Origin of the sequence: Pseudarthrobacter sulfonivorans, assembly GCF_031454915.1 — a bacterium.
GTDB lineage: Bacteria > Actinomycetota > Actinomycetes > Actinomycetales > Micrococcaceae > Arthrobacter > Arthrobacter sulfonivorans_C.
In genome coordinates this window covers 42085-66884 of record NZ_JAVDRS010000011.1, presented here as the reverse complement: position 1 = coordinate 66884, position 24800 = coordinate 42085, and the positions used below count along the sequence as shown (strand labels likewise).

Annotated in this window: 21 protein-coding genes and 2 riboswitches; of the genes, 5 read left to right on the top strand and 16 right to left on the bottom strand. The window is 66.3% G+C overall.

Features of this window, described 5'->3' with window-relative positions:
* Window positions 1-32 precede the first annotated feature (32 nt).
* The gene (locus tag J2808_RS20195) at window positions 33-1946 is read right to left on the bottom strand and encodes an ABC transporter ATP-binding protein (protein ID WP_309820221.1); all 1914 of its coding nucleotides are present in this window, start codon (window positions 1944-1946) and stop codon (window positions 33-35) included.
* A complete protein-coding gene (locus J2808_RS20190; protein ID WP_309820219.1) occupies window positions 1943-3607 on the bottom strand; it encodes an ABC-F family ATP-binding cassette domain-containing protein in 1665 nt (554 codons plus the stop codon). Before J2808_RS20190 ends, J2808_RS20195 begins: the two co-directional genes overlap by 4 nt.
* Window positions 3608-3866: 259 nt before the next feature.
* On the opposite strand from J2808_RS20190, the gene J2808_RS20185 reads away from it, so the two are divergent.
* Together J2808_RS20185 and J2808_RS20180 are read left to right on the top strand one after the other, a co-directional pair.
* The gene (locus J2808_RS20185) at window positions 3867-4649 is read left to right on the top strand and encodes a hypothetical protein (RefSeq protein WP_309820217.1); all 783 of its coding nucleotides are present in this window, start codon (window positions 3867-3869) and stop codon (window positions 4647-4649) included.
* Window positions 4646-5383, top strand: a complete 738-nt coding sequence (locus J2808_RS20180; protein WP_309820216.1) for a hypothetical protein — start codon at window positions 4646-4648, stop codon at window positions 5381-5383. The genes J2808_RS20185 and J2808_RS20180 overlap by 4 nt, the downstream gene beginning before the upstream one ends.
* A 174-nt stretch (window positions 5384-5557) precedes the next feature.
* On the opposite strand, the gene J2808_RS20175 is transcribed toward J2808_RS20180, so the two are convergent.
* From J2808_RS20175 to J2808_RS20125, 11 genes are all read right to left on the bottom strand, one after another.
* Entirely contained in the window at window positions 5558-6712 is a 1155-nt protein-coding gene (locus tag J2808_RS20175) for an LLM class flavin-dependent oxidoreductase (RefSeq protein ID WP_309820215.1), read from the bottom strand.
* 81 nt (window positions 6713-6793) lie between these two features.
* Window positions 6794-9820: an alpha-mannosidase gene (locus J2808_RS20170; protein WP_309820213.1), complete on the bottom strand. Its 3027-nt coding sequence runs from the start codon at window positions 9818-9820 to the stop codon at window positions 6794-6796.
* A gap of 133 nt (window positions 9821-9953) precedes the next feature.
* Window positions 9954-10853, bottom strand: coding sequence for a formate dehydrogenase accessory sulfurtransferase FdhD (fdhD, locus tag J2808_RS20165; RefSeq protein ID WP_309820211.1), 900 nt, complete (start codon window positions 10851-10853; stop codon window positions 9954-9956).
* 125 nt (window positions 10854-10978) lie between these two features.
* A complete protein-coding gene (locus J2808_RS20160; protein WP_309820209.1) occupies window positions 10979-12388 on the bottom strand; it encodes a molybdopterin molybdotransferase MoeA in 1410 nt (469 codons plus the stop codon).
* A 10-nt stretch (window positions 12389-12398) separates the two neighbouring features.
* A complete protein-coding gene (locus J2808_RS20155; RefSeq protein ID WP_309820207.1) occupies window positions 12399-12692 on the bottom strand; it encodes a DUF6457 domain-containing protein in 294 nt (97 codons plus the stop codon).
* The gene (locus tag J2808_RS20150; RefSeq protein WP_309820205.1) at window positions 12689-13366 is read right to left on the bottom strand and encodes an NTP transferase domain-containing protein; all 678 of its coding nucleotides are present in this window, start codon (window positions 13364-13366) and stop codon (window positions 12689-12691) included. Before J2808_RS20150 ends, J2808_RS20155 begins: the two co-directional genes overlap by 4 nt.
* A 27-nt stretch (window positions 13367-13393) precedes the next feature.
* Complete coding sequence (locus tag J2808_RS20145) at window positions 13394-13894, bottom strand: HNH endonuclease (RefSeq protein WP_309820202.1); 501 nt, start codon at window positions 13892-13894, stop codon at window positions 13394-13396.
* A 236-nt stretch (window positions 13895-14130) separates the two neighbouring features.
* Window positions 14131-14883, bottom strand: a complete 753-nt coding sequence (locus tag J2808_RS20140) for an NlpC/P60 family protein (protein ID WP_309820201.1) — start codon at window positions 14881-14883, stop codon at window positions 14131-14133.
* A gap of 155 nt (window positions 14884-15038) precedes the next feature.
* Window positions 15039-15716 carry a C40 family peptidase gene (locus J2808_RS20135; RefSeq protein ID WP_309820311.1) on the bottom strand — a complete coding sequence of 226 codons (678 nt, stop codon included), beginning with the start codon at window positions 15714-15716 and terminating at the stop codon, window positions 15039-15041.
* A 70-nt stretch (window positions 15717-15786) separates the two neighbouring features.
* A riboswitch (cyclic di-AMP (ydaO/yuaA leader) is annotated at window positions 15787-15947 on the bottom strand.
* Window positions 15948-16097: 150 nt separating this feature from the next.
* Window positions 16098-16925, bottom strand: a complete 828-nt coding sequence (locus J2808_RS20130) for a M23 family metallopeptidase (protein ID WP_309820198.1) — start codon at window positions 16923-16925, stop codon at window positions 16098-16100.
* A gap of 3 nt (window positions 16926-16928) precedes the next feature.
* A riboswitch (cyclic di-AMP (ydaO/yuaA leader) is annotated at window positions 16929-17147 on the bottom strand.
* Between the two features lie 198 nt (window positions 17148-17345).
* Entirely contained in the window at window positions 17346-18038 is a 693-nt protein-coding gene (locus J2808_RS20125; RefSeq protein WP_309820195.1) for a metal-dependent transcriptional regulator, read from the bottom strand.
* 274 nt (window positions 18039-18312) lie between these two features.
* Here J2808_RS20125 and serC point away from each other — a divergent pair, with 274 nt between their 5' ends.
* Window positions 18313-19443 carry a phosphoserine transaminase gene (serC, locus tag J2808_RS20120; protein ID WP_309820193.1) on the top strand — a complete coding sequence of 377 codons (1131 nt, stop codon included), beginning with the start codon at window positions 18313-18315 and terminating at the stop codon, window positions 19441-19443.
* Window positions 19444-19477: 34 nt separating this feature from the next.
* On the opposite strand, the gene J2808_RS20115 is transcribed toward serC, so the two are convergent.
* The 3 genes from J2808_RS20115 to J2808_RS20105 are packed head-to-tail and all read right to left on the bottom strand — an operon-like array spanning window position 19478 to window position 21796.
* A complete protein-coding gene (locus J2808_RS20115; protein ID WP_309820309.1) occupies window positions 19478-20797 on the bottom strand; it encodes an MFS transporter in 1320 nt (439 codons plus the stop codon).
* 45 nt (window positions 20798-20842) lie between these two features.
* Window positions 20843-21403: a DUF3027 domain-containing protein gene (locus J2808_RS20110; protein ID WP_309820190.1), complete on the bottom strand. Its 561-nt coding sequence runs from the start codon at window positions 21401-21403 to the stop codon at window positions 20843-20845.
* Between the two features lie 9 nt (window positions 21404-21412).
* Window positions 21413-21796, bottom strand: coding sequence for a cold-shock protein (locus J2808_RS20105; RefSeq protein ID WP_066286899.1), 384 nt, complete (start codon window positions 21794-21796; stop codon window positions 21413-21415).
* A gap of 260 nt (window positions 21797-22056) precedes the next feature.
* On the opposite strand from J2808_RS20105, the gene J2808_RS20100 reads away from it, so the two are divergent.
* Both J2808_RS20100 and J2808_RS20095 read left to right on the top strand, forming a co-directional pair.
* Window positions 22057-22290, top strand: a complete 234-nt coding sequence (locus J2808_RS20100) for a hypothetical protein (RefSeq protein WP_309820188.1) — start codon at window positions 22057-22059, stop codon at window positions 22288-22290.
* A 10-nt stretch (window positions 22291-22300) separates the two neighbouring features.
* Entirely contained in the window at window positions 22301-24790 is a 2490-nt protein-coding gene (locus J2808_RS20095; protein ID WP_309820186.1) for a helicase-associated domain-containing protein, read from the top strand.
* Window positions 24791-24800: the final 10 nt, after the last annotated feature.

Below are 24800 nucleotides of genomic sequence, written 5' to 3'. Positions count from 1 at the left end.
TTAGCGCCGAGAAGTCCCCACTGGATGGGAGCTTAGTACTCCGGAACGGCTTCCTCGGCCACGGCTGAGGCCTCGGCGAACTGCGTCCGGTACAGCTCCGCGTAGCGCCCGTCGGCCGAGAGCAGCTCGGTGTGGGTGCCGCGTTCCACGATCTGCCCGTCCTCCACCACCAGGATGACGTCGGCGGCACGGATGGTGGACAGCCGGTGGGCAATCACGACGGCGGTGCGCCCCTCGAGCGCGGCCCCCAGGGCCGCCTGTACGGCAGCCTCGTTCGTGGAATCGAGCGCGGCGGTTGCCTCATCGAGGATGACCACGCGCGGCTGCGAGATGAGCAGCCGGGCGATGGTGAGGCGCTGGCGTTCTCCGCCGGAGAGCCGGTAGCCACGCTCCCCCACCACGGTGTCCAGGCCGTCCGGCAGGGACCGGACCATGGTTTCCAGCCGGGCCTGCCGGATGGCGTCCCACATATCCTCCTCGGTGGCGTCCGGCCGGGCGAGCCGGAGGTTGGAGGCGATGGACTCGTGGAAGAGGTGGCCGTCCTGGGTGACCATGCCCAGGGTGTCGCGCAGCGAGTCGAAGGTGACATCGCGGACGTCCAGGCCGGAGCCCTTCAGGGTGCCGCCGAGGCGCACGGCGCCGGAATCGACGTCGTACAGCCTGGACAGCAACTGCGCAATAGTGGACTTGCCTGCGCCGGAGGACCCCACCAGTGCGACGGTCTGCCCGGGTTCCACACGGAAGCTGATGCCGTGCAACACCTCTTCGCCGCCGCGGGTGTCCAGGGTGGAAACTTCCTCGAGGGAGGCAAGCGAGACCTTGTCCGCTGAGGGGTAGGCGAAGCGGACGTCGTCGAACTCCACGGACACGTGGCCCGGCGGGACTTCCACGGCGTCGGGTTTTTGCTGGATCAACGGTTTGAGGTCCAGGATCTCAAAGACCCGTTCGAAGCTGACCAGCGCACTCATGATTTCGACCCGCGCATTGGACAGGGCGGTGAGCGGCGCGTACAGGCGGGTCAGCAGCAGGGCCAGCACCACCACGTCGCCCGGCGCCAGTTGGCCGCTGATCGCGAACCAGCCGCCCAGGCCGTAGACCAGGGCCAGGGCAAGCGCGGAAACCAGGGTCAGCGCGGTGACGAAGGTGAACTGCAGCATCGCCGTACGGACGCCGATGTCACGGACTCGGCCCGCCCGGACTGCGAACTCACGGGATTCCTCATCCGGCCGGCCGAAGAGCTTCACCAGCGTGGCGCCGGGGGCGGAGAACCGCTCAGTCATCTGGGTTCCCATGGCGGCATTGTGTTCCGCGGCCTCGCGGCGCAGGTCCGCGAGCCGGGATCCCATCCGGCGGGCGGGGATGAGGAAGATCGGCAACAGGATCATTGCCAGCACGGTGACCTGCCACGACGTTCCGAGCATCACGATCAGCGTCAGCACTAGTGCCACCGCGTTGCTGACCACGCCGGACAACGTTCCTGCGAACGCGGACTGGGCGCCGATCACGTCGTTGTTGAGGCGGCTGACCAGGGCACCGGTCCGCGTGCGGGTGAAAAACGCGATGGGCATCTTCTGCACGTGGTCGAAGACCTTGGTGCGGAGGTCCACGATCACGCCTTCGCCGATGGTAGAGGAAAGCCAGCGGCTCACCAGGCCAAGCCCAGCTTCAGCCACGGCCACCAGGGCGATCAGCACCGCCAGCCGGATCACTTCGTCCGCGCCGGATTTGGCCACGATCGCGTCGATGACCTGGCCGGCAAGGACCGGTGTGGCCACTGCCAGGAACGCCATCACCGTGGAGAGCGCCACGAAAGCGATCAGTTTGGTGCGGTGCGGACGCGCGAAGCCCAGAACCCGCTTCAGCGTCGCCCTGGAGAAGGGCTTGGAGCCGCTCTTGGCCCGGGTGATGTTGTACAGAGTGTGCCAGGCGGCGCCATCCATGCTCATCGCTGGGGCTCCGTTGCGCCGGTCATCAGTTCAGTTACCATTCCATCTTCCACATTCCACCGGACGTCGAGCTGAACGTTTTCGAGCAGCCTCCGGTCATGGGTTACCAACAATAAAGCACCCTCATAACTTCCCAGCGCCTCTTCCAACTGCTCAATGGCGGGCAGGTCGAGGTGGTTGGTGGGCTCGTCCAGGACCAGCAGGTTCACGCCGCGGGCCTGCAGCAGTGCCAGCGCAGCACGCGTGCGTTCGCCGGGCGAGAGGGAATCCACCGGACGCGCCGTGTGGTCCGCCTTCAGCCCAAACTTCGCCAGCAGCGTGCGGACCTCCGCCGGCGTCAAGTCAGTTAGGGCGGCTTCGACGGAGTCCGCCAGGGTGAGGTGGCCGGCCAGCAGTCCACGGGCCTGGTCGATTTCGCCGATGGCCACCGAGGCGCCCATGGCGGCGTTTCCTGAGTCGGGCGCCTGGACACCGAGGAGAAGGCGCAGCAAGGTTGATTTGCCTGCTCCGTTGGGGCCGGTGATGCCGATCCGCTCCCCCGCGTTGAGCTGGAGGTTCACCGGGCCCAGGGTGAAGCTTCCCTGATTGACGACGGCGTTACGCAAGGTGGCCACCACGGCGCTGGACCGCGGCGCCTGGCCGATGCTGAACTGCAGCTGCCATTCCTTCCGCGGCTCTTCCACGACGTCCAGCCGGGCAATCCGGGATTCCATCTGTCGGACCTTCTGCGCCTGCTTCTCCGAGGACTCGGTGCTCGCGGCGCGGCGGATCTTGTCGTTGTCCGGGCTCTTCTTCATGGCATTTCGAACACCTTGGGAGCTCCACTCCCGCTGGGTCCGCGCGCGGGAGACCAGGTCTGCCTTGGTGGAGGCGAACTCCTCGAACTTCTCGCGTGCGTGGCGCCGGGCCACCGCACGTTCTTCCAGGAATGCCTCGTAGCCGCCGTCGTACACAGCGACGGAATTCTGGGCCAGGTCCAGTTCCACGATGGTGGTGACGCAGCGGGCCAGGAACTCACGGTCGTGGGAGACCAGCACCACGCCGCCGCGCAGGCCCTGGACAAAGGCTTCCAGCTTGGCCAGTCCGGCCAGGTCAAGGTCATTGGTGGGCTCGTCCAGCAGCACCACGTCGAAACGGCTGAGCAGCAGGGCGGCGAGTGCCACGCGGGCGGCCTGGCCGCCGGAAAGGCCCGTCATGGGGGCGTCCGGGCCGGTCTCCAGGCCGAGGTCGGCCAGGACAGCCGGGATGCGTTCGTCCAGGTCCGCCGCGCCGGACGCCATCCAGCGGTCAAAGGCCAGGGAGTAGGCGTCGTCAGCGCCGGGGGCCCCGGAACCCAGCGCAACGGCCGTGGACTCCATCTCCGTCGTCGCTTGGGCGCAGCCGGTGCGGCGGGCGATGTAGCCGGCTACGGTCTCCCCCGCCACGCGCTCGTGTTCCTGGGGCAGCCAGCCCACAAAAGCATCGGCCGGCGCAAGGCTCACGCTGCCGCCCTGGGGCTGGTCCACGCCGGCGAGCAGGCGCAGCAGGGTGGACTTTCCGGCGCCGTTGGCACCCACCACACCCACCACATCACCGGGGGCAACCGTGAGGGAAAGCTTGGAGAAAAGCGTCCGATGGTCGTGGCCACCGGACAGGTCCTTGGCAACAAGGGTTGCAGTCATGGGTTGGTTCATCCTCTCGCCGCCCGGCAGGAGGAAGGCCGGATGACCCCGCCTGAATCGGCCGGAAAATGCGGGAATCCGCACTGTTCCACCCCGCAAAAGTGCCGGGGCACTAAAGAGCCCGCCGGTCCGGACTTGGGGGGTGTACGGACCAACGGGCTCGACCATCAAGCATAGTCGACTCCGCAGTCCGCATCAAACCGGGAGCACGCAGTCAGGCTAAAATCAAGAGCAATCCTCCGTTCAGCAGAGAGCCGATATGCCCATTCCCGCCAAGGCGTTCCAGCGCTGGCTGCACGGTATCGCCCCCGACGTGAGCACCTCTGACGTCTGCCGGGCAGCCGGCATCAAGCGGAGCACGCTGGCCCAACAGCTGGTAAGGGGCAAGGTGGCTGGCGGGACGGTGGTGAGCATCAGCCGCGCCTATAACATCAACCCTGTGTCGGCCCTGGCCGGCTTTGACGCCTTCAGCCAGCTCGCGGGGCCGCAGCGCCAGCCAACCAGGTACGAGCTGATCAGCCAGATCTCCACGCCGGATCTCCTGCGGGCGGTCCTGCTGCGTTCCGTAGCCGACCCGGGCGGCCAGCCCCACGCAGGCCACCCCCGCACAAACCAGCCGGAGGCCGGGCTGTCCGAGTCCAGGCCAAGCGCCTTGGGACCGCCACCTCATGCCACGTCCGTCAAGAGCTGGGTAGAGGCAATCGACGACGGCGAGCTGCGTCACCGCGTTTCCGTGGCCACCGGGATCGCTCCCCAGAACTATTCGGCACAACTGACCGCCAACCGGCTCGCCCCGGAACTGGCCATAGCTACTTCCCTGGCTGCCGGTGTGGGGCCCGCGAGTGGACTGGTTGCTACCGGGCTCATCACGGAGGCCGAGGCCGGCTGGCCCCCCGGGGCCCGGCAGGCCGCGCTGGACAGCATGACCGACGGCGAGCTCACCACCCTGGCCGGGGAACGGCTCCAGACCCTCGGCAGGGCCCTCCGCCGCCAGGAACATGACCAAGAAAAAACCGACAAGATTTGGGAGAACCTGGGATGATCGAAATCCTGCAGTGGTCCACTTTGGCTGCCTGCGGCCTGGTGGCCATGGCCCGGATTCCCAGCGCTGTGCGGGGGAAAAACAGGACAATTTTCTACATTTTTGCGCTGATGACCGTCGCCATCCTCCTCAGCATCCAGGCGCCGTATGTTGCCATCGACCAGGCGCTGGGCGGGGTCAACATCGCCAACCTCATTCTCCGCCTGGTCATCTTCGCCGCCATCTACTTTGTGGGGATCCGCATCACCAGGGGCTTCGGGGCTGACCACGCCTACCGGCTGGTCACCGGACGGATCGGAATGGCAGCACTGGGGCTCACCTCCCTGGTGGTGGTGGTCGTCTTCCTCATGATGGACACTGCAGGGTCCTCAGCGGGCATGGGCGCGGTGTCAGCCAAGGACAGCCGGAACGGACTGCTGGTTGAGTACTACGGCGCCGCAGGCCGCGCCTACCCTGCCTATGTTTCCCTGGTCCTGCTGCCTGCCATGGTCCGGGCCTGCCGCAGCACTCTGCCGGTGCTGGTCCGGGTCTCGGCCTTCCTCGTGGCCGTCGGCGCCGTTGCCATCGGCTTGAGCTTGCTGTTCCCGCTGATCCCGCCAAAGCTGGGTTTTGTGGAGTTTGTCATCAACTACACCGCGGTGCTCTGCTTTGTTTTTGGGCTGGCCCTGATTGGTGTCGCCAGGCTGGCACATGGCCGTAACGGCGCGCGGCAAAAGACTTCTACTGCAAAGTAGCGGTCACAGCTTTCACAAAATCATTAGACGTGACACAATCATGAATGTGTGAAGGTGGCGCGCCGGTGTTTGCGAACGGGGATAACTTCTTGGACGCCGGGCCCCAATAAACCTTTGCACACATTGGGGGGATGAGTGGTGGCGGCCGTTGGGGACCGCCCCCACTCAGCCTGTTTAAGGGCCGATGCTCCAGGCGTTCGCTGATGAAGCGGTTCGGCCCCCGGCCCCGGCTCCTGTGCCTACGGCAGTTCCCAGCTCACGCTGCACGAGCGGCAGCACCTCGGTGCCCAGCAGCTCGATGGCTTCGAGAACAGTCCGCTGCGGCACTGACGACAGATCCAGCTGGAAAATCTGCCGGTCATGCTGCATATGGCCGTGCATCCTGACGATCTTTTGTGCCACTTGTTCCGGGTTGCCGACAAACAACGCACCGCCGGGCGCGGTCTCCATGTTGTACGTGACGCCGCTGGGCGTGGGAAAGCCCCGCTCGGATGAGATCCGGCGCATACTGTCCAGCCAATACGGCCGGAAGACCTCCTGGGCGCGGCCCGCCCCCGACGGCAGGTCCCGCAGGACCAGTCCGGGTGAACTTACTCCCACCTTCAGCGGCGACGCGCCGTGCCCGTGCTCAACGGCGGTCTCCCGGTACAGCGCGGCGTGCCGCTCGAAGTTCCGCACCGATCCGCCCAGGAGTGCATACATAACGTTCTGGCCCAGGGTTGCGGCCCGCACCGATGACTTGGGGGTTCCGCCGGTGGCGATCCAGATGTCCAGCCCGCGCTTGCCGTCGGAGGCCGGGAATGGGCGGGGCAGGATGAGGGCATCGTCCAGGCCGGAACGGAACCGGCCGTTCCAGGTCACGCGCTCCTGGGTGTTGAGTTTGAGGAGCAGCTCCAGCTTTTCCTCGTACAGTGCGTCATAGTCCTCCAGGCGGGCGCCGAACAGCGGATAGGACTCGATGAAGCTTCCCCGCCCGGCAGTGAGCTCCGCGCGGCCCTGGCTGATGAGGTCAATGGTGGCAAACTGCTGGAAGACCCGCACCGGGTCCTCGGTGCTGAGGACGGTGACGGCGCTGCCCACCTTGATCTCCCGGGTCTGCGCCGCAACGGCTGCCAGCACGGTGGCGGGCGCCGTCACCGAATAGTCCGGCCTGTGATGCTCGCCCACCCCGAAGTAGTGGAGCCCTACCTGGTCCGCGAGGCGGGCACGCTCTAGGAGGTCCTGCAGGTTCTGTTCCGGAGAGACCTGGGTGCCGCTCACCGGGTCCCGGTGGATGTCGCCGAAGGTGAAGATTCCTAGTTCCATGCCCTGTACAAGGTTTGCATGCATACGCATATTCCCTGCAGGCTTTTTCCCGCAGGCTTCACCGTGCAGCCACTACACGTTCTACGGACGAAGACGGGGTAAGGGCTACCGGGCGAACCTCAGCGTAACCAGTTGGAAGGGTCGCAATGCCAGAAGCACGTTGCCGTGCTCCGCCGCCGTTACGCCGGGCGCTTCGACGGGCCGTTCCAGCAGGTCCGTCGCCTGCACGTCCTTGACCGGGAAGCCGGCCGAGAGGGTCCCGGCAGACCGCTGCCCCAGGGACTCATACAGCCGGACCACAACATCGCCCGAACCGTCCTCGGCGAGCTTGACCGCCTCGATGACCAGAGCCGGGTTGTCCACCGTGAACAGCGGCTCCACGCCGCGTCCGCCGCGGACCAGCCGCGGAGCCAGGTTGGTGCGGTATCCCTCTTCCACGGCGTCGGCGATTCCGGCGCCCGGACGGATGGTGACCGTCAGTTCCTGGTGGCCGCGGTCCGCTGTCGGGTCCGGGAACTTCGGTGCCCGCAGCAGGGAGAGCCGCACCGAGGTGGTGGTCCCGCCGTCGGTATCCCGGACGCTCCTGGTGACATCGTGCCCATAGGTGGCTGCGTTTGAAATGGCGACGCCGTAGCCGGGTTCCGCCACGTGGATCCAGCGGTGCGCGCAGATCTCGAACTTCGCGGCCTCCCATGAGGTGTTCACGTGGGTGGGCCGGAAGACGTGCCCGAACTGCGTCTCGGCGGCCGAGCGGTCTGCTTTGACGTCCAGCGGGAAGCCGAGCTTGAGGAGCTTTTCACTCTCCTGCCATTCAACGGCGGTGGTGATGCCCAGCGAGTCACTGCCGGCATCGAGCGTGATCCGCTGCGTGATGGGCGACGAGCCTGCAACCCGGTTCACCACCACCACGGCACTGTTCCCGACGCGCTCCAGCCGGACCTCCTGCGCCGATGTCAGGGCAGTGACGTTGCGACGGTAGAACTCATCGATGTCCCAGGCATCCCATTCGTTGGGGGTGTCCCGGTGCAGTTCCAGCAGGTTGCCACGCGATCCGGGCGCGATGGCCTCGCGTCCCGTGGCGTGATCGGTGAGGGAGGCCAGGAGGCCGTCGGCATCCAGGACCGCCCTGATGATGCCGTTGTCCAGCACATACCCGCCGTCCACCGCGGTGGCCTGGACAGGCTGGCCGTGGACCGCTGGCTCCGCAGCCCCGAGCGCCGGGACGCCGTTCCGCGGGTGGGGCGCAGCGTTGAGCAGGAACGTCCGCGAACCCTCACCAAGGAGTACGGCCACCGCCTCGCCAATAATGGTTTCGAGGGCTGCGCTGATGGCGGCATAGTTCCGTTCCGCGTCCTGGTGGACCCACGCGATGGAGCTGCCGGGCAGGATGTCGTGGAACTGCTGAAGAAGCACCAGCCGCCAGAGCCGCTTCAGTTCGGCCCCGGGGTAGGCGAAGGAGCTGCGGACCGCCGCAGTTGTGCACCAGAGTTCGGCCTCGCGCAGGAGGTGTTCACTGCGCCGGTTCCCGCGCTTGGTCTGCGCCTGGCTGGTGTACGTGCCGCGGTGGAGTTCAAGGTACATCTCCCCCACCCACACGGGCAGCGAGGCATACCCCTCTTCCGCCTGGGCGAAGAAGCTCTCGGCGGAACCCACCCGGACCTTGGGTGAGCCTTCCAGATCTGCGGTGCGGGTGGCAGCAGCCAGCATTTCACGCGTGGGCCCACCACCGCCGTCGCCGTAGCCGAACGGCACCAGTGAGGTGTTGGCGCGGCCATGGTCACGGAAGTTTCGCTCGGCGTGAGCCAGTTCGCGCCCGCTCAGCTCCGCGTTGTAGGTGTCAACGGGCGGGAAATGCGTAAACAGCCGGGTACCGTCGATGCCCTCCCAGTTGAACGTATGGTGCGGCATCCTGTTGACCTGGTTCCACGAGATTTTTTGCGTGAGGAACCAGCGGCTGCCGGCCGACCTGACGATCTGCGGCAGGGCTGCGGAGTAGCCGAACGAGTCCGGGAGCCAGGCTTCGCGGCATTCGACGCCGAACTCCTGGAGGAAGAAGCTCTTGCCTTCCACGAACTGGCGTGCCATGGCCTCGCCGCCTGGCATGTTGGTGTCCGATTCGACCCACATGCCGCCAACCGGAACAAACTGGCCGGCCTTGACCTTCTCCCGGATCCGGCCAAAGAGCTCAGGATAGAACTCCTTCATCCAGGCCAGCTGCTGGGCCGAGGAACAGGAGAACACAAAGCCTGGATCCTCGTCCATCAGCGCCACCACGTTGGAGAACGTCCTGGCGCACTTGCGGATGGTCTCACGCACCGGCCACAGCCAGGCGGAGTCGATGTGGGCGTGTCCCGTGGCAACCAGATGGTGGGCCGAAGCATAGGCGGGGCGGGACAGCACCTCTGCCAGGGCTGCGCGTCCGGCGGCGGCGGTACCCGCGACGTCGTCCGGGTCCATCTGGTCCATCATGCGCTCCAGCGCGCGGAGGATCTCGTGGCGCCGCGGCTGCTCCATGGGAAGTTCATGCATCAGGCCGGAGAGGGTCCAGACGTCCTGCTGGAGTTCCCAGACGGTCTGGTTCAGTTCCGCAATGGCGATCCTGCCGAGACGGTACTGCGGTGCCGTGCCGGCCGTTGCCTTGTCACCGTACGGCGTGGCGGCAAAGGTCCAGCCCTGCGCCATATCGGGGTTGGCGGCCGCTTCAACGTAGAAGTCAACGGCCATGCCGCTGCCGAGCAGCTTCAGCGGAATGTATTGGTTCCGGGGCGAAATTGCCTTGATGATGGTGCCGTCAGGGCGCCACGCGATACCCTCGCACTGGAAACCGGGCGCCTCGTTGATGAACCCGAGGTCCACCACGATCTCCACCGTGGTGTCCGGCCCGGTACCCCATGCCTCGGGCACGTCGCCCTGCAGGCGAAGCCATTTGGTGCCCCACGGCTGGCCCCAGGCAGCACCGTGCTCCTGCGGCATGAATTTATGCCGCAGGGCATCCATCACGGTGACGGGTTCGCCCGGCGCGTCCCAGCTGCTCAGGTTCAGGGGAACGCTGCGGGTGTAAACGGCGGGATTGATCCGCTCGCGGACAAACCGGTCCAGGCGGACTTCGGTAATCCGGCGGTCGTCATGCACTGTAAACCCTCTTAAATACGTGAATTTGAGTATTCGAATCCGGACAACGCCGTCCAATCGATGGATAAAATCTACCGGCTAGTAGCCCAATAGCCAAGTACCAGTTTGCCCCCGCGCGAGCGCCGGCGCAGTTTTATCCCGGGGCCTCGGCGGCGGCTTCTGCAGGAACCTCGACAGCAGGCAGGGTGATCCTGCCCTGGCCGGCATAGACGTTCAGGCTGGTACCGCGGCTGAATCCGGCCAGCGTCATGCCACTGGCTTCGGCCAGCTCAGCGGCCAGGCTTGAGGGTGCGCTCACGGCCGTCAGGACAGGGATTCCGGCGAGCGCCGCTTTCTGGACGAGCTCGAACGACGCCCGCCCGGAAACCTGCAGGACCAGCCCGGTCAGCGGCAGCAGCCGCTCCCGCAGGGCCCAGCCCACCACCTTGTCCACGGCATTGTGGCGGCCCACATCCTCGCGGAGGCACAACAGTTCCACGCCGCCGTCGTCCGCTATCCGGAACAGGCCCGCGGCATGCACCCCGCCGGTTGTATCAAAAACCGCCTGGGCTTCGCGGAGCCGGTCAGGCAGCGAGGCCAGGACGTCCACCGGCACGGTCATGGGATCCGCCGCAGGGCTGTAGTGGGAGGATTTCCGCACGGCCTCGATGGAATCCGTGCCGCAAATGCCGCAGGAACTCGAGGTGAAGACGTTCCGTCCGGTGGCGGGCAGTTCGACGTCGGGCCGCAACTGGGCTTCCACCACATTAAAGGTCTGAACGCCGTCTTCGTCCTCACCGGCGCAGAACCGGAGCGAGACCAGCTGGTCGGGAGTCCAGATGATCCCCTCGGAAACCAGGAAGCCGGCCACCAGGTCAAAGTCATCCCCGGGCGTCCGCATCGTCACGGAAAACGAAAGCTGGCCAATCCTGATCTCCAGCGGCTCTTCGACGGCGAGGATGTCCTCACGGTGGCGGACCGGGAACTCCAGGGCGTGGGGCGAGCCGTCCAAAACGTACTTGTGCACCTTGCGGCGCTGGGTCACCCGTCCCATCAGCGGCCTGCCCTGCTGCTTCGAAGGTCCTTGCTGATGTTCCGGACTTGGCGGCTGGGAGTGTTCATAGCTCCATCATCGCACCACGGCTGTGCGGTTCAGCACCGACGGGCCAGCACGGCCGTTCAGTCCAGCAGGGCGCTCCAGTCCACAGGACCGGCAGGCTTCGCCGCGTCCTTGGCCGCTGCCCGGTTGGGGGTTTTGGCCGCCGGCCGGGTTTTAGGCTTGGTGCCGGCCGGTTCGGGCACGGGCAACGGAGGACCCCACGGCAAAGCGAAGGCAGGCACGGGCTCGCCGAGCTGCACTCCATGCGGCGGAACAACCATCACACCGTGGGCTGCCGCCAGCCCGCGCATCATCCCCGGACCTGTGTGCTTGGCCGGGGAAGCCATTCCGTAGAGCAGCCGGAAAGGCATCAGCCGGGTCCGGCCGGGCTCCGGCTCGAGAGTGGTACCGCAGGGGACCTCCTGCACGGGCGGCAAGGGGCCGTGGCCCAAGGCGGCCAGAAGCGGTTCGCCCACCGTGGACAGTGCCATCATGGCGGCCAGCGGATTACCCGGCAGCCCCAGGACAAAGCGTCCGTCCGGGAGTTCGGCCAGGACGGCCGGATGCCCGGGGCGCATCGCGATGCCGTCGATGATCAGCCGCCCGCCCAGTTGCGCCACAGCGCGGCGCAGGTGATCAGTATCGGAGCGTCCCGTCCCGCCGGTGGTAATGACGACGTCGGCAGGCAGCGCCGCGGGGTCCGGAACCTCAGGGGCGAGGTCCTCCAGTCCTGCCAGCCACTCCGGATAGGAGTCGCCGATCCGTTCCTGGCCGCCATAAATGCCGCCGAGCATGGCCACCACCGACGCGAGCTGCGGGCCGAAGGTATCCCGGACCTGCCCTGGCACGGGCAGGCCTTCCGCCACAACTTCAGCTCCGGTGAGCAGGAGCTTCACCACCGGTTTTCCGCGAACCAGCAGGTCATCATGCCCCGCCAGGGCAGCGACAGCCAGGTGGGCTGGGTTCAGGGTGACGCCGGCCTTGACCAGGATTTCGCCCGCAGCCGCTTCCTCGCCGGCTTTCCGGATGTGCTGGCCGTTCCTGGGCTCGCCGGGGCGGGCCGTGCCGCCAGTCAGCAACAGCGGCAGGCCGTCGTCGTCCGCGCCCAGCACAGCGCTCTCAGTGCGCAGCACCGCCTTGGCGCCGGGCGGAATCAGTCCACCGGTGACAATCGGGCTGGCCTGATGCGGGGCCAGCCGCTGGCCGGCTTCCGCCACGATCCAGGGACCGCTGCCGTTGACCGCCCAGCCGTCCATCGCGGAGGACGCATAGTGCGGCATATCGTGCAGCGCGGTGATGTCTTCAACCAGGACCCGGCCCAGTGCCTGGTCAAGCGGCACCCGTCCGGGCGGAATCGGCGCGGCACTGTCAAAGGCGGCCTGGCGTGCCTCGTCCCAGGTATGGGCAAGGTGTGTTGCGTGGGCCTCAGCTGCCGGCGGGGAAGGTTGTGGGTCGGGGCTCCCGGCTTCGTCGCCGGGGGCGGTGGTCATTCGACGGTGATCATTCGACGGGTGCCCCGGTGGCTTCAGAGTCGTAGTCTGCAACGAGGGAACGGGCGCGGTCCATGGCAGCAGTTATGGCGGCAGCGTCGGAAGCCTGCCCCGATCCCGCAGCCATCCCCGCCGCAAGCCCGGCAATAAAAGTTGTCAGCGGAGCCGCCGGACGCACTACCGAGTGGGCGGCCACTCCTGCCAGCGACAGGATGGCGTTCACATCGATCTGGACGTCCTCCAGGTCATAGGCCTGCAGCAGCGCCCGGCACCACTCTTCCAACGTCTCGTCCTGGCTCTTCACGCTCTGCCTCCCAAATCATCTGCGGCCGCGCTGCTCCGGAATCCACTGAGGGGCTCCGGGCCGGCCACTCCAAGTGCGGCGGCATCGTCCCAGGTGTCCACGTCTGCTGTGGAGCCGGCCGGAACGGCGACAGGCTGTACGTCAAGACTAGCAAGGAGTGACCTGACCGAACCGTTGATTAAGCTTCCTTTAGCAGCAAGTTCAGCCACCGATCGTTGTAGCGCGTCCGTGCTATAAAAGGCCACCAACTGCTGCCTGCGGCCATCCTCGGAGACAGCCACCACCCCGTCCGGTGTTGCTGCTGTCCCGCCAGCTTCCAGTGCCTTCCGGAGTGCGGCCACCGCTGGCCGGACATTGGGCATGTCGCAGGCCAGCACCAAGGTCATCCGGGCGCTGCTGCCGCCGGTGGTCTGCAGTGTCGCGAGTCCGGCAGCGATGGCCGCCGCAGGGCCACTGAACGGAGGTTCCTCGCGGCAACTGAGGATCCCCGCGGGCAGGTTACCCAGGCCGGCACCCACCACAACTACTGCCCGGGCACCTCCTGCAGCGGCGACCGCACGGTGCAGCAGGGTGTCGCCGTCGTACGTCATGCTCTGCTTGGGCACGCCGCCAAGGCGCACGGAACGGCCACCGGCGAGAATGACGGCATCAAAGTCGAGGGGTTTAGCGTCCACCCTCAAAGCCTAACGGCGCTGGTGTTGTCAGGCCGCCCGCTCGGGCAGCAGGAAGGGGTCCCAGGCCGGCGTCGGCTTCTCAAGTTCCTTGATCTGCCAAATGGTGCCGTGCGGCGGTTCGGGCACAATCCTCAGCTTCCAGCCCATTTCGGCCGGGGTATGGTCGCCTTTAGTGTTGTTGCACCGCAGGCACGCGGCCACGAGGTTCTCCCACGAGTCGGCGCCGCCACGTGATTTGGGCTGCACATGGTCGATGGTGTGGGCTCCCTTGCCGCAGTATGCACACCGGTGGCCATCACGCCGCAGGACTCCGCGACGGCTGACCGCGGTGCTCTGGTTGTAGCGGGGGCGGATGTAGCGGTTCAGCAGAATCACGGACGGGCGGCCCAGGATTTCCTGCGGCCCCACTACGGGATCATCGCCCTCGGCAATGACACTGGCCTTGCCCGTGAGCACAAGCACCAGCGCCCGGCGGAAGGTCACTACCGCCAGCGGTTCATATCCAGCATTCAGAACGAGAGTGCGCATGCACTTACCTCTTCGTGGCCGCACCCGTCAGGGGCACGAGGGCCGGCTGCCCCCGGCATATCCGGGCTATGGATCGACACCACAAGAGTAAACAAAAAATACCGGGATCAACTAATCGCCCAAAAAGCGGCGGCGACGTGTCGGCCGCGCCCGGCGAATCCGTCCGTCCGGAACGTCCGCAGACAGCAAAGGACCCCCGCCATACGGCGGGGGTCCTTTGAAAGCTCAATCAGCTGTTAGGACACGCGAATGAAGACCGGTCCCGAACCAACGTTGGCGCTGAAGACAACGGTCTGGTTGCCGTTGTAGCCGCCGTGCACAGCCTTGCCGTTGCCTGCGTAAACCGCGACGTGGGCCATGCCGGCTCCGCCGTCTGCGTAGTAGATCAGGTCGCCGGGCTGGGCTTCGGCTGCACTCACGGTGCGGCCGAGGCCGAGGTAGCCTGCGGGCCAGTCGTGGAAGTTGATTCCCACGGCGGCGAGCGAGTTGGTCACCAGCATGGTGCAGTCCTGGCTTACGCCAAGCTGCGCGTAAGCTGCGGACAGAATGGCCTGGCCCTTGCCGCTGGCAGACACGGGAGCGGCGGGTGCAGCCGGGGTGGATGAAGCCACCGTGATGGCGGCCGCGGGCTTGGCAGCCGGAGCGGCCGGCTCCTCAACAACGGGCTCGGGTTCCGCAACTGGAGCCGGCGTTGTTTTCACAGCGGGCTTCTCGTAGGAGATGGCAATGGTGGAAGCAGCCGAAATGATGGCCGGCGCCGAAACCTCAACCTCAAGGTTGGAGGCCGAAGCAGCTTCGCGCTGAACGTTGGTGTCTGCTGCGTTAGCAGCGATACCACTGGTCAGGACCAGGCCGGAGGCAGCAGCGATAACCGCAGCCTGGCGGCCCATGCCGCCGGCGTTGTCGCCGACAGCCTTGGCAATGACAGCCAGCGAGTTGGTCTTGGTGACCTCGGCGCGGTGCCGTGCAACAGTTGCACGTGTCGTCATTAAAATTTTCTCTCTTTCGTGTTCCTCAGGACCGCGTGGGCAGCCCAAGGGCTTTGGACGCGCCGGCATCTTGGGGGTACGCCGGCACGCCCCGAACGGGGATTAAGCGAAGAGTTTCCAGCGAAGGAAGGGTGGCAGCCCAGGGCTGCCGGAAATTACGGCGCCAGAGTGTAGAACGAGGACGTGCCCGTTGCTGCAGCGGCGTGCAGCAGGGTGCCCTGTGACGGGTTCAGCGCGCTGATCATCATGCCGTTGCCGACGTAGATGCCAACGTGGGCTCCACCGTTCTGCATAACCAGGTCACCGGGGGCCGGCGTCGCGGTAGGCCGCATAGCCGTCCAGGCGTTGGTGCGGGGGATGCTGATGCCGGCCTGGGCGTAGACCCACTGGGTGAAGCCGGAGCAGTCCCAGCCATTGGGAGTGGTGCCGCCCCAGAGGTAGGGGTGGCCAATGCCGGTGTACGCAATTGCTGCCAGGCCCGAAGCCGCTGCGGAAGAAGCGGTGTCCGCGAGCTTGCTCTCGGCTGCACCGGCAACTTCCTCATCAGCTTCTTCTGCCGTTTCCGAATCATTGGACTGCGCAAGGACCGGCTCGAGCTTCGGAGCGGCGATGGTCTTGACCACCGGGCGCTCGAAGGAAACGGTGGCCGTGGGTGCGGCAGTAACGGCAAGCGCAGTCTGCGCGGAACCGGATTCGCTGGAGGCGGACACACCAGCGGTGGTGTCCGCGGCGTTGGCCGGAAGCCCCATGGTCAGGATGAGACCTGACGCAGCTGCGATGACGGCAGCCTGGCGACCTACGGTCCCGGCATTGGCACTAACGGCCTTGGACACGGAGCCCAAGGGGTTGGTGCGTACCGTTTGCGCACGGTGGCGCGCAGAATTATGGCGTGAAGACACGAAGGTAGCCTCTCCCAATGCCTGCGAGGTGAGCTGTCGGATTCGGATGGGAGTCACCCGGCCACGCTGCTTCCTGGGAAGCTTTGCGACTTAACCCCAAGGCCTTCAGAATCGAAGACCAAAATTGGTTCCCCCGCCCCTGCCAGACGATGTCATGCGAACGGACCTTGAGCGGTGGCAGAGCTAGGCAATCCACTCAAGAACGTCAACTTCGGAAAAGTTGACGCGCTTTAGACGGTACAGGAGTTCGGAGCCAATGTCACATTCAGGTCACGGCATGTCACTGCGATATGAGAGTTGGCCATCATTTGGTGGTCAGAGCCAGCCGGTGGGGTCAACGACTTCACCGTTGACCTGAACCTCGAAGTGGAGGTGGCAGCCGGTAGAAGCGCCTGTGGTGCCACTGAGGGCCACAACGTCGCCGCGTGTGACGGTCTGGCCTTCCTTGACCGTGGCGGACGACAGGTGGTTATAGGTGGTCTCCAGGCCGTTGCCATGGTCCACCACAACGCGGTTGCCGCCGCCATACTCGTGCCAGCCGACGAAGGTCACGGTGCCGCTGGCAGCGGCCAGCACGGACGTGCCGCACTGGGCCACGAAGTCCTGGCCGCGGTGGAAGTCACCGGTACCGCCGGTGATGGGGCTGACGCGAAATCCGAACGGGGAGGCGGTGGCCAGCTTGGCCAGCGGTGGACCCAGGCTGCCCGCCGACGCGGCGGGAGTGATGGATCCGGCAGACTGCGCGCTCAGCAGCTGCTTCAGTTTGCCGTCAGGGTCACCCTGGGTAACAACGGACGAGCGGCTGAAATCGATCTGGGCAGCCGCGGCCGCGGAAACCTCGGGCTGCGGGGCTGCGGACACCGCGGAGGCGGACTGGCCGGGCTGCTGGTCTGCCATGACCGGGCCAGTTACCGGAACCGTCACGGTGAGGGCCAGGCCAGTGGCGGCAAGGGCAATACCGGCCTTCTGGCCGATGCCGCTGGCGGCGGCGAAATCTGTAATTTGACGGAATGCACCCCGCCGCTGACGGCGCGCTTCGCGCTGCGAATCGCGGGGCCGCTCCGCGGAAAAATCCTCGGCCGCCCGCGGCGCCGAAGCTGGGCCCGCCGCGCGACGGCGGCCCCTGGAGTATTGCGTGGTCAAGAATGGTCCTCTCTGGATAGCCTGCGAAGTTAGCTGTCGGATTCGGGTCAGAGAGTTCAAAGACCCGGTCCGCCGTAACAAGCACTTGGCGCAGAGATATCCTGTGAGGATCCTTCGCTGGAAGAGGCTTGCTGCTGACGGACTTCACCCCAAGGCAGCCTTGCGACTGCCGGTTGTGGTTCCCCCGCCTCTGCCAGTTGGTGATCCGTGCACGTGATCCGCTGGCAGAGCTCGGCTCCGGATCAGGTAACGCTTTTATATCGACGCTTGGGTTCAACTATAGGCGATCGAGATGGGCAGTAACAATTCCGTTATCTTTTGCGGATCTGCCATCTTTGGGCTACGCGGCCGCCGGCACGATACCTGCGCGGCCCTCCCTGCGGGCCTCCGGCGGCGGCCCAACTTTGACTCAGCGGAGCTTCAGCGAACCGAAACGAAGACGTGGGACGCCACTTCGGGAGGCAGCTCGAGCGCACCCTCAATCCCGGGAACCCGCACGGAGATGTACTCCCCCACACGCTCCAGCGAGACCGAAGCGCCGGGCCGGATCCCGCCTTCATCCAGCTGTACCAGCAACTCCGGCTCCACCTGGATGGGCTCCGCCAGGCGGCTGACCGTCACGCTCGACGTCGGGCCGTATCCAAGCATGGCCTCTACGAGATTAATCACACCGGCGTCAGGGAGGGAGGACGTTCCGCCCAACGCGGCCAGCCCGGGGATGGGGTTGCCGTAGGGCGATTCAGTGGGGTGGTCAAGCAGTTCGTAGATGCGCCGCTCAACCCGCTCACTCATGACGTGCTCCCAGCGGCAGGCTTCGTCATGGACGTAGGCCCAGTCCAGGCCGATGACATCGGCCAGGAGGCGTTCCGCGAGCCGGTGCTTGCGCATGACCTCCGTGGCGCGCTTGCGCCCGATCTCGGTAAGTTCCAAGTGACGGTCCCCGGACACTACTACCAGTCCGTCGCGTTCCATCCGGCCGATGGTTTGCGAGACTGTGGGTCCGGAATGGCGCAGCCGTTCGGCAATGCGGGCGCGAAGAGCAACGATGTTCTCTTCTTCAAGCTCCAAAATGGTTCGAAGATACATCTCCGTGGTATCGATCAGATCCGTCATCCAGCTCAGCTCCTCGAGCGCAGTACCTAGCGTTGTCCCACCGTATCGCGTCCCAGCCGCGGCGAGGTCCGGTGAAAAGCTTAGCCTATTTTGAGTTTGTCCGGATAATTGCGGGGCGGTGCAGACCGTCTCAATAGCTAGACTATGACGGCGCCGGTTCCCGCCCGATCCAAGGTTTCGGGCAGAATAAAGGCGGCCCTAGCAGTCACTGCTGAGTGCCGGCCACCCCGCCGCCCCGGACGCCAACCACGTCCCTGCCGAATTTGGAGCCCCTGTGAGCGAAACCAGCATCACTATTCCCGCCGACCTCCTGCCCAAGGACGGACGCTTCGGCGCGGGACCATCCAAGGTAAGGCCGGAGCAGATCGAGGCACTCTCCGCAGCGTCCAAGACCATTCTGGGTACTTCGCACCGCCAGGCACCCGTCAAGAACCTGGTGGGATCGGTCCGGGAGGGCCTCAGCCAGTTCTTCCGCGCTCCCGAGGGCTACGAGGTTGTCCTCGGCGTCGGCGGCTCCACTGCTTTCTGGGACGTGGCAGCCTTTGGCCTGGTGGAGAAGAAGGCCCAGCACCTGTCATTCGGCGAGTTCGGCTCCAAGTTTGCCTCGGCTACCAACAAGGCACCATTCCTGGATGCCTCCACCATCATCAAGTCCGAGCCCGGCACCCGCCCGGTGGCACAGGCCGAGGCCGGCGTTGACGTTTACGCCTGGCCGCAGAACGAGACCTCCACGGGCGTGGCAGCTCCCGTCAAGCGCGTCGAAGGCGCCGACGCCGGTTCCCTGGTCCTGGTGGATGCCACCTCCGCGGCCGGCGGCCTGGACGTGGACGTTGCCGAGTCGGATGTCTACTACTTCGCCCCGCAAAAGAACTTCGCATCCGACGGCGGCCTGTGGCTGGGCCTGTTCTCCCCCGCCGCGCTGGAGCGTGCCGCACGGATCAAGGCCAGCGGCCGCTGGATCCCGGATTTCCTGGACCTGCAGACGGCCATCGACAACTCCAAGCTGAACCAGACGTACAACACGCCGTCGTTGTCCACGCTGGTGACCCTGGACTCCCAGGTGCAGTGGCTGAACGCCAACGGCGGGCTTGACTTCGCCAGCAAGCGGACCGCTGACTCCGCCGGCCGGATCTACTCCTGGGCCGAGGATTCCGAATACGCCACGCCGTTCGTGGCCAAGGCCGAGGAGCGGTCCAATGTCATCGCCACCATCGACTTCGATGACTCGATTGATGCGGCCGCTATCGCCAAGGTGCTGCGCGCCAACGGAGTAGTGGACACCGAGCCTTACCGCAAGCTGGGCCGCAACCAGCTCCGGATCGCCACCTTCGTCGCCATCGAGCCGGATGACATCACGGCCCTGCTGGCCAGCATCGACTACGTAGTGGGCGAGCTGCGCAAGTAACTTCCACGCGCAGCACGCTGCAACGCGCAAGGCGTCAGCGTTCGACGGCGTCGTCCGGGTCTTGGTCCTGGGCGGCGCCGTTTGTCTTGTCCCCCAACTGGGAAACGACTCGGAAGTAGCGCAGGCCGCGGGCCCGCCGGTTGAAGGTCAGCCGGAGTTGCTGGGCGCGAATGATCCACACCATGCCGATCAGGGCGGCGATGATCCCGGAGGCGGCCGCTACGACCAGCGACCACCGGGCCCCTGCCACGTTGGCCACCCATCCCACCAGCGGCGCCCCGATGGGTGTTCCGCCCATGAAGATGGCCATGTACAGGGCCATAACGCGGCCCCTCATGACGGGATCGGTGGTGGTCTGGACGTAGCCGTTGGCGCTGGTCATCATGGTGATGGCGAACAGCCCTACCGGCACCAGCGCCACGCCGAACCAGAAGTAGTCGGGGGCCAGCGCCGCGAGTCCGGACGTCACCCCAAAAGCCGCGGCGGCCCCGAAGATCATCCGCAGCCTGGGCTTGCCCCGGCCGGCGGACAACAGCGCGCCCGCCACAGAACCGATGGCCATGATCGAGTTCATCAGCCCGAAGGCACTGGCATCCAGCCCGAATTCCGTGCCCACCATGGCGGCGATGAACAGCACGAAGTTCAGCCCCAGGGTTCCCACAATAAAAACGGCCACCAGGACCACCACGATGTCCGGCCGGAACTTCACGTAGCGCAGTCCCTCGCGGATCCGGCCCTTTCCGGGAGCTGCCCGGGGAAGCTGCCGCAAGGACGCCGTCGGGATCTTCCACAGGCTCAGGAGCATGGCCAGGAACGTGGCGGTGTTGATCAGGAACACCCAGCCGGGGCCCACGGCCACCGTCAGGATCCCTGCCACGGCGGGCCCAATCATGCGGGCAACGTTGAAGGACGCACTGTTCAGCGCCACGGCGTTGGGAAGGTAGTCATCCCGGACAAGCTCCGAGACGAAGGTCTGGCGGACCGGGGCATCCAGCGCAGACACCATTCCGAGCAAAAGGGCGAAGCCGTAGACGTGCCACAGCTGCCCGGCGCCGAGGACCACCAGGACACCAAGCCCCGTGCTCAGCAGTGCCATCACCGACTGCGTCATGATCAGCAACTGCCGGCGGCTGTACCGGTCCGCCACGAGGCCGGCCACGGGGGCCAGGAAGAGCTGGGGACCCAGCTGGAGGGCCATGGTGATGCCCATGGCGCCGGCATCGTGATCGGTGAGGTGATCGAACACCAGCCAGTCCTGGGCTGTCCGCTGCATCCAGGTCCCGATATTGGAGACCAGGGCGCCGACGAACCAGATCCGGTAATTGAGGATGTGCAGGGATTTGAAGGTGGAAATCACTGCCGGCCTACGTGGTGGTCACCCTGCGGATGTGCCAACTTCCTAGTCAGCCTCGCGTGCTGGTTCGTCTTCCTGGGGATCGGATTCCTCGGAAGCTTCGTCCTCATCCGCGGCCGGCGACGTGTCAGGCTCGGCAGAAGGAGACAGCTCTTCCTCCGCTTCCTGCGCGTCCTCGGGACGCACCCGCTCTGCCCACGGCACCCAGTCCGGCGACAGGATGGAGTTTTCCGATGGCAGGAGGCCAAGCTCGCTGACGGTCACCACTTTCGAGCGGGAGTTCCGTGTCACCACGGCGTACCACTGCCAGCCCTGGTAACCAGGGAGCCTGGATTCGAAAAGGTGGGTGACCAGGCGGTCGCCTTCGCTCTTGGCCGCGATATGCGCACCAATGTCCGCCGGCGCCGTGATGCCTTCGACAGCGGCGCGCGCCACGTCAACGGCAGCGGCGAGGAACGCATCCGGTTTCCCGGTCCGCCACACGGGCACTCCGGCGCGGCGCTTGGCCTCGGGCTTGGTGCCTGCCTGCTCCGCTGCAGGTACCTGCCCGCTTGAGGGCGGCTGCTCCCCTGCCGTGGTGTCCTGCTGTTCAGCTTCCGGGTTCATTGACAAGCCCTAAACGTCCAGCTCGTCGGCAACCTTACGCAGGGCCGCCGCGATGGCCTTGCCCTTGTTGCCTTCCGGGTACTTGCCCGCAGACAGGGTGCCTGAGAGGTTATCCAGCACGCTTACCAGGTCCTGGACCAGCGGCGCCAGGTCCCGGGCGCTGGGCCGTTTTGCTTTGGCGATGGACGGGGTCTTGTCCAGGACACGAAGGCCCAGCGCCTGGGCGCCCTTGCGGCCGTCGGCGACGCCGAACTCAACGCGGGTGCCGGCCTTCAGCTCGGTGACGCCTTCGGGCAGCGATGATTTGGGCAGGAAAACTTCCTGGCCGTCTTCGCCCGCGAGGAATCCGAAACCCTTTTCTTTGTCATACCACTTGACCTTGCCGGTAGGCACGTAATCAACCTTCTTCGTTCTGACGTCTTGAGACACGGCCGGCAGTCACCGCATCCGCACTGATATGCGGGTTCAGGGTATGACAGCCACGGACCGTGTTGGTCTGTTCCTTCAAGGTTATCCTGCCGGGGCCGGATTCCTGCTTTCATGGGCCCTTCGCCGTGGCCTGCTGCCGCGGGCTCCGGCCCACCCGTCAAACGCGCCCCGGCACGGCCAACATGGGCACCACCTGCGGCACCCTGCCTGTTAGCGTTACGTGCATGACACCCTCGCGTTTCCGGCGCCCACTGATGATCTGTGCAGCGGTTGTTACCATCCTTTCCCTCGGGGCTGTGGGGACCGTGATGGCGCTGGCCTTCGCCGGCACCGCTGCCCCGGTCTGGGTCACGTCCACCGCCCTGTACGGACTGCCTGTTGCCTTCCTGCTGATGCTCTTCCTGGTCCTGGACAGCGTGGCCGGGCGGCGCAGGGCGGGAAAGTCCGGCGGGCTGTAACGTTGGACTGATGTCCCTTATCCGCGCGCTCAGCAAAGAACTGGAAGCTCGCAGCGATGACTCGTTGCGGGCCCTCTTTGCCGCGCGGCCGGATCTGATGTCCCCCTCGGTGCCGGACTTTCCGGCGCTTGCTGCGAGGGCCAGCGCCCGCGTCAGCGTCCAGCGCGCCCTGGAACGCCTCAACAGGCCCCAGATGCAAGTGCTGGAGACGCTTTATCTGTGCACCAACCCGGACACTGAACACAGCGCCTCGGCCGCCGGAGTCCGGAAGCTCATAGCCGGGTCCACGGTGGCGGCTGTGGAACGCATCCTGGCCTCACTCCAGGAACTGGCCCTCGTCCACCGCGCAGAGCCGCCGCACGGCACCGTGGCGCCGGGGCACCGGCAGCGCTACTACCTGCCGGTGGGATGCCTCAAGGACGTCGTAGGCATCTATCCTGCGGGGCTGGGGCGCAGCTACACCGAACTGGTGCGGCTTCAGCCAGCCTTCGCGCAGCGGGCGGTCCAGCTTGTTGCCGAGCTTCACCGCAGCGGCATCGCCATCCAGGAAGCCACCACCCCCATGGAGGCGGCGCTTGCGCTGCAGCACTGGACGTCCTCGCCGGAAGCCCTCAACCAGGCCTTGGCCGGAGCCCCGGAACGGACCACGGCGCTGCTCGCCAAATTCCGGAACTGGGCCATGGGTGCCGTCCCCCAGGCGCAACGGAAAGCCTCCGTTGCGCACCAGGGCGCCGACGTCGGGCCCGTTGACTGGCTGCTGGCCCGCGGGCTCCTCGTCCCGCTGGACGCCGCGCACGTGGAACTGCCGCACAGTGTGGGGCTGTCCCTGCGGGGCGGAGCCATCATCAACGATTTCACTCTCTCACCGCCGGTTCCTGAGCTGGGCAGCACCACCGCTGCGCTGCGCCGGAACGCAGCGCTGGGCGCCATCGCCGAAACCCTGCGGCTGGTAGGCGAACTCCTGCACGTGGTCCGGGAACAGCCGCTGGCCACCCTGCGCAGCGGCGGCGTAGGGGTCCGTGAGATGAAGCGGCTCGCCGAAACGCTGCGCATTGACCAGCACCGGGCCGGCCTGCTGCTGGAGCTCAGCGCACTCTCCGGCCTGCTGCGCCTGGACGTGGACTCGTCCTCCTGGGTGCAGCCGCCGCAGCTGGAGTGGCTGGTCCTCACCCGCCAGGAACAGTGGCTGTGGCTGGTCAACGCCTGGCTCGCGAGCGAGCGGGTGCCCTCACTGGTGGGCCAGCCCGTGACCGGTCCTGCCGGCGCTTCCGCCGCACACCGTGCCCTGGCCGGGACCACCGTCAACGCCCTCTCCGCGGAGGCGCAGCGGCCCGACGCCCCGGTGGTCCGGAAGCGGATCCTGGAAATACTGAACGAACTTACCCGCGAGGCGGGAGCCGCGGACGGCACCGCCCCGGTTCTGGACGCGGCAGCCGTGCTGCAGCGGGCGGAATGGGCGCAACCCCGGATGGCGCGCCGCTTCAGCTCCCTGATTAAGGGCGTTCTGGCCGAAGCGGAACTGCTGGGCCTGATCGGGTCCGGCGCGCTGAGCCAGCTGGGCAGCGCCATCGCTGACGACAACCCCGAAGAAGCCCTCAGCATCCTGGGCGAACACTTGCCTGCCGCGCTCAACCACGTTCTCCTCCAGGCGGACCTCACGGCAGTTGCCCCCGGATATTTGGCTCCGGAGCTTAGCGAAAAGCTCCAGCTGATGGCCGATGCCGAGGGCCAGGGCCCTGCCACTATCTACCGGTTCTCGACGAATTCCATCCGGCGGGCGCTGGATGCCGGCCATGACGCGTCCAGCCTGCTGGGCTTCCTGCGCGAACATTCAGCCACCGCCGTACCCCAGCCCCTGGAATACCTGGTGGAGGACACTGCCACCAGGCACGGCCGCCTCCGGGTGGGAACAGCCGCCAGCTTCATCCAGAGCGACGACGAGGCCGCGGTGCTGGAACTCGCCGCCGAAACCCGGGCGGCGGGCCTGGGGCTGGCCCGCATCGCTCCCACCGTGCTGATCTCCACCGCCCCGCCGCGCGAAACTGCCCAGGTCCTGCGTGGCCTTGGACTCTCCCCCTCGGTGGAGGAATCCCAGCCCACAGTGGTCCGGCTCCGACGCACCACCAGCGCCCCCGGCAGCGCCCGGCCCGTCTACACGGCGCCGCGGACCGCGCCCGCCGAGGACGACGTCGAGGCCCAGCTGACCGTCTTGCGGAACGGCCGGGGTGCGACCAACGGCAGCCATCCAGGGCCCGTTTCCGGCTCCGGCGAAACGGCCACGCAGCTCGGCCTGGAGACCCTGCAGCGGGCTATCCGGCTCAAGCAGCTTGTGAGCATGAGCGTCGTGGACAACCAAGGGAATTCCAGCCTGGAAACAGTTGTTCCCCTCTCCGTAGGCGGCGGCCGGGTCCGGGTCTTTGATCCTGCCAAGGAAACCGAGCGCGTGCTCTCCATCCACCGCATTATCGATATCGAAGCCGCAGAGGATCTGCGCCAGTGAAGGACTTCCC

Coding starts and splice junctions, on each gene's coding strand:
- J2808_RS20125 (WP_309820195.1), bottom strand. CDS start 18,038: ATGACGGATCTGATCGATACCACGGAGATGTATCTTCGAACCATTTTG.
- J2808_RS20175 (WP_309820215.1), bottom strand. CDS start 6,712: ATGCATGCAAACCTTGTACAGGGCATGGAACTAGGAATCTTCACCTTC.
- J2808_RS20095 (WP_309820186.1), top strand. CDS start 22,301: ATGTCCCTTATCCGCGCGCTCAGCAAAGAACTGGAAGCTCGCAGCGAT.
- J2808_RS20110 (WP_309820190.1), bottom strand. CDS start 21,403: ATGAACCCGGAAGCTGAACAGCAGGACACCACGGCAGGGGAGCAGCCG.
- J2808_RS20185 (WP_309820217.1), top strand. CDS start 3,867: ATGCCCATTCCCGCCAAGGCGTTCCAGCGCTGGCTGCACGGTATCGCC.
- fdhD (WP_309820211.1), bottom strand. CDS start 10,853: ATGGGACGGGTGACCCAGCGCCGCAAGGTGCACAAGTACGTTTTGGAC.
- J2808_RS20100 (WP_309820188.1), top strand. CDS start 22,057: ATGACACCCTCGCGTTTCCGGCGCCCACTGATGATCTGTGCAGCGGTT.
- J2808_RS20160 (WP_309820209.1), bottom strand. CDS start 12,388: ATGACCACCGCCCCCGGCGACGAAGCCGGGAGCCCCGACCCACAACCT.
- J2808_RS20140 (WP_309820201.1), bottom strand. CDS start 14,883: ATGACGACACGTGCAACTGTTGCACGGCACCGCGCCGAGGTCACCAAG.
- J2808_RS20190 (WP_309820219.1), bottom strand. CDS start 3,607: ATGACTGCAACCCTTGTTGCCAAGGACCTGTCCGGTGGCCACGACCAT.
- J2808_RS20195 (WP_309820221.1), bottom strand. CDS start 1,946: ATGAGCATGGATGGCGCCGCCTGGCACACTCTGTACAACATCACCCGG.
- J2808_RS20145 (WP_309820202.1), bottom strand. CDS start 13,894: ATGCGCACTCTCGTTCTGAATGCTGGATATGAACCGCTGGCGGTAGTG.
- J2808_RS20180 (WP_309820216.1), top strand. CDS start 4,646: ATGATCGAAATCCTGCAGTGGTCCACTTTGGCTGCCTGCGGCCTGGTG.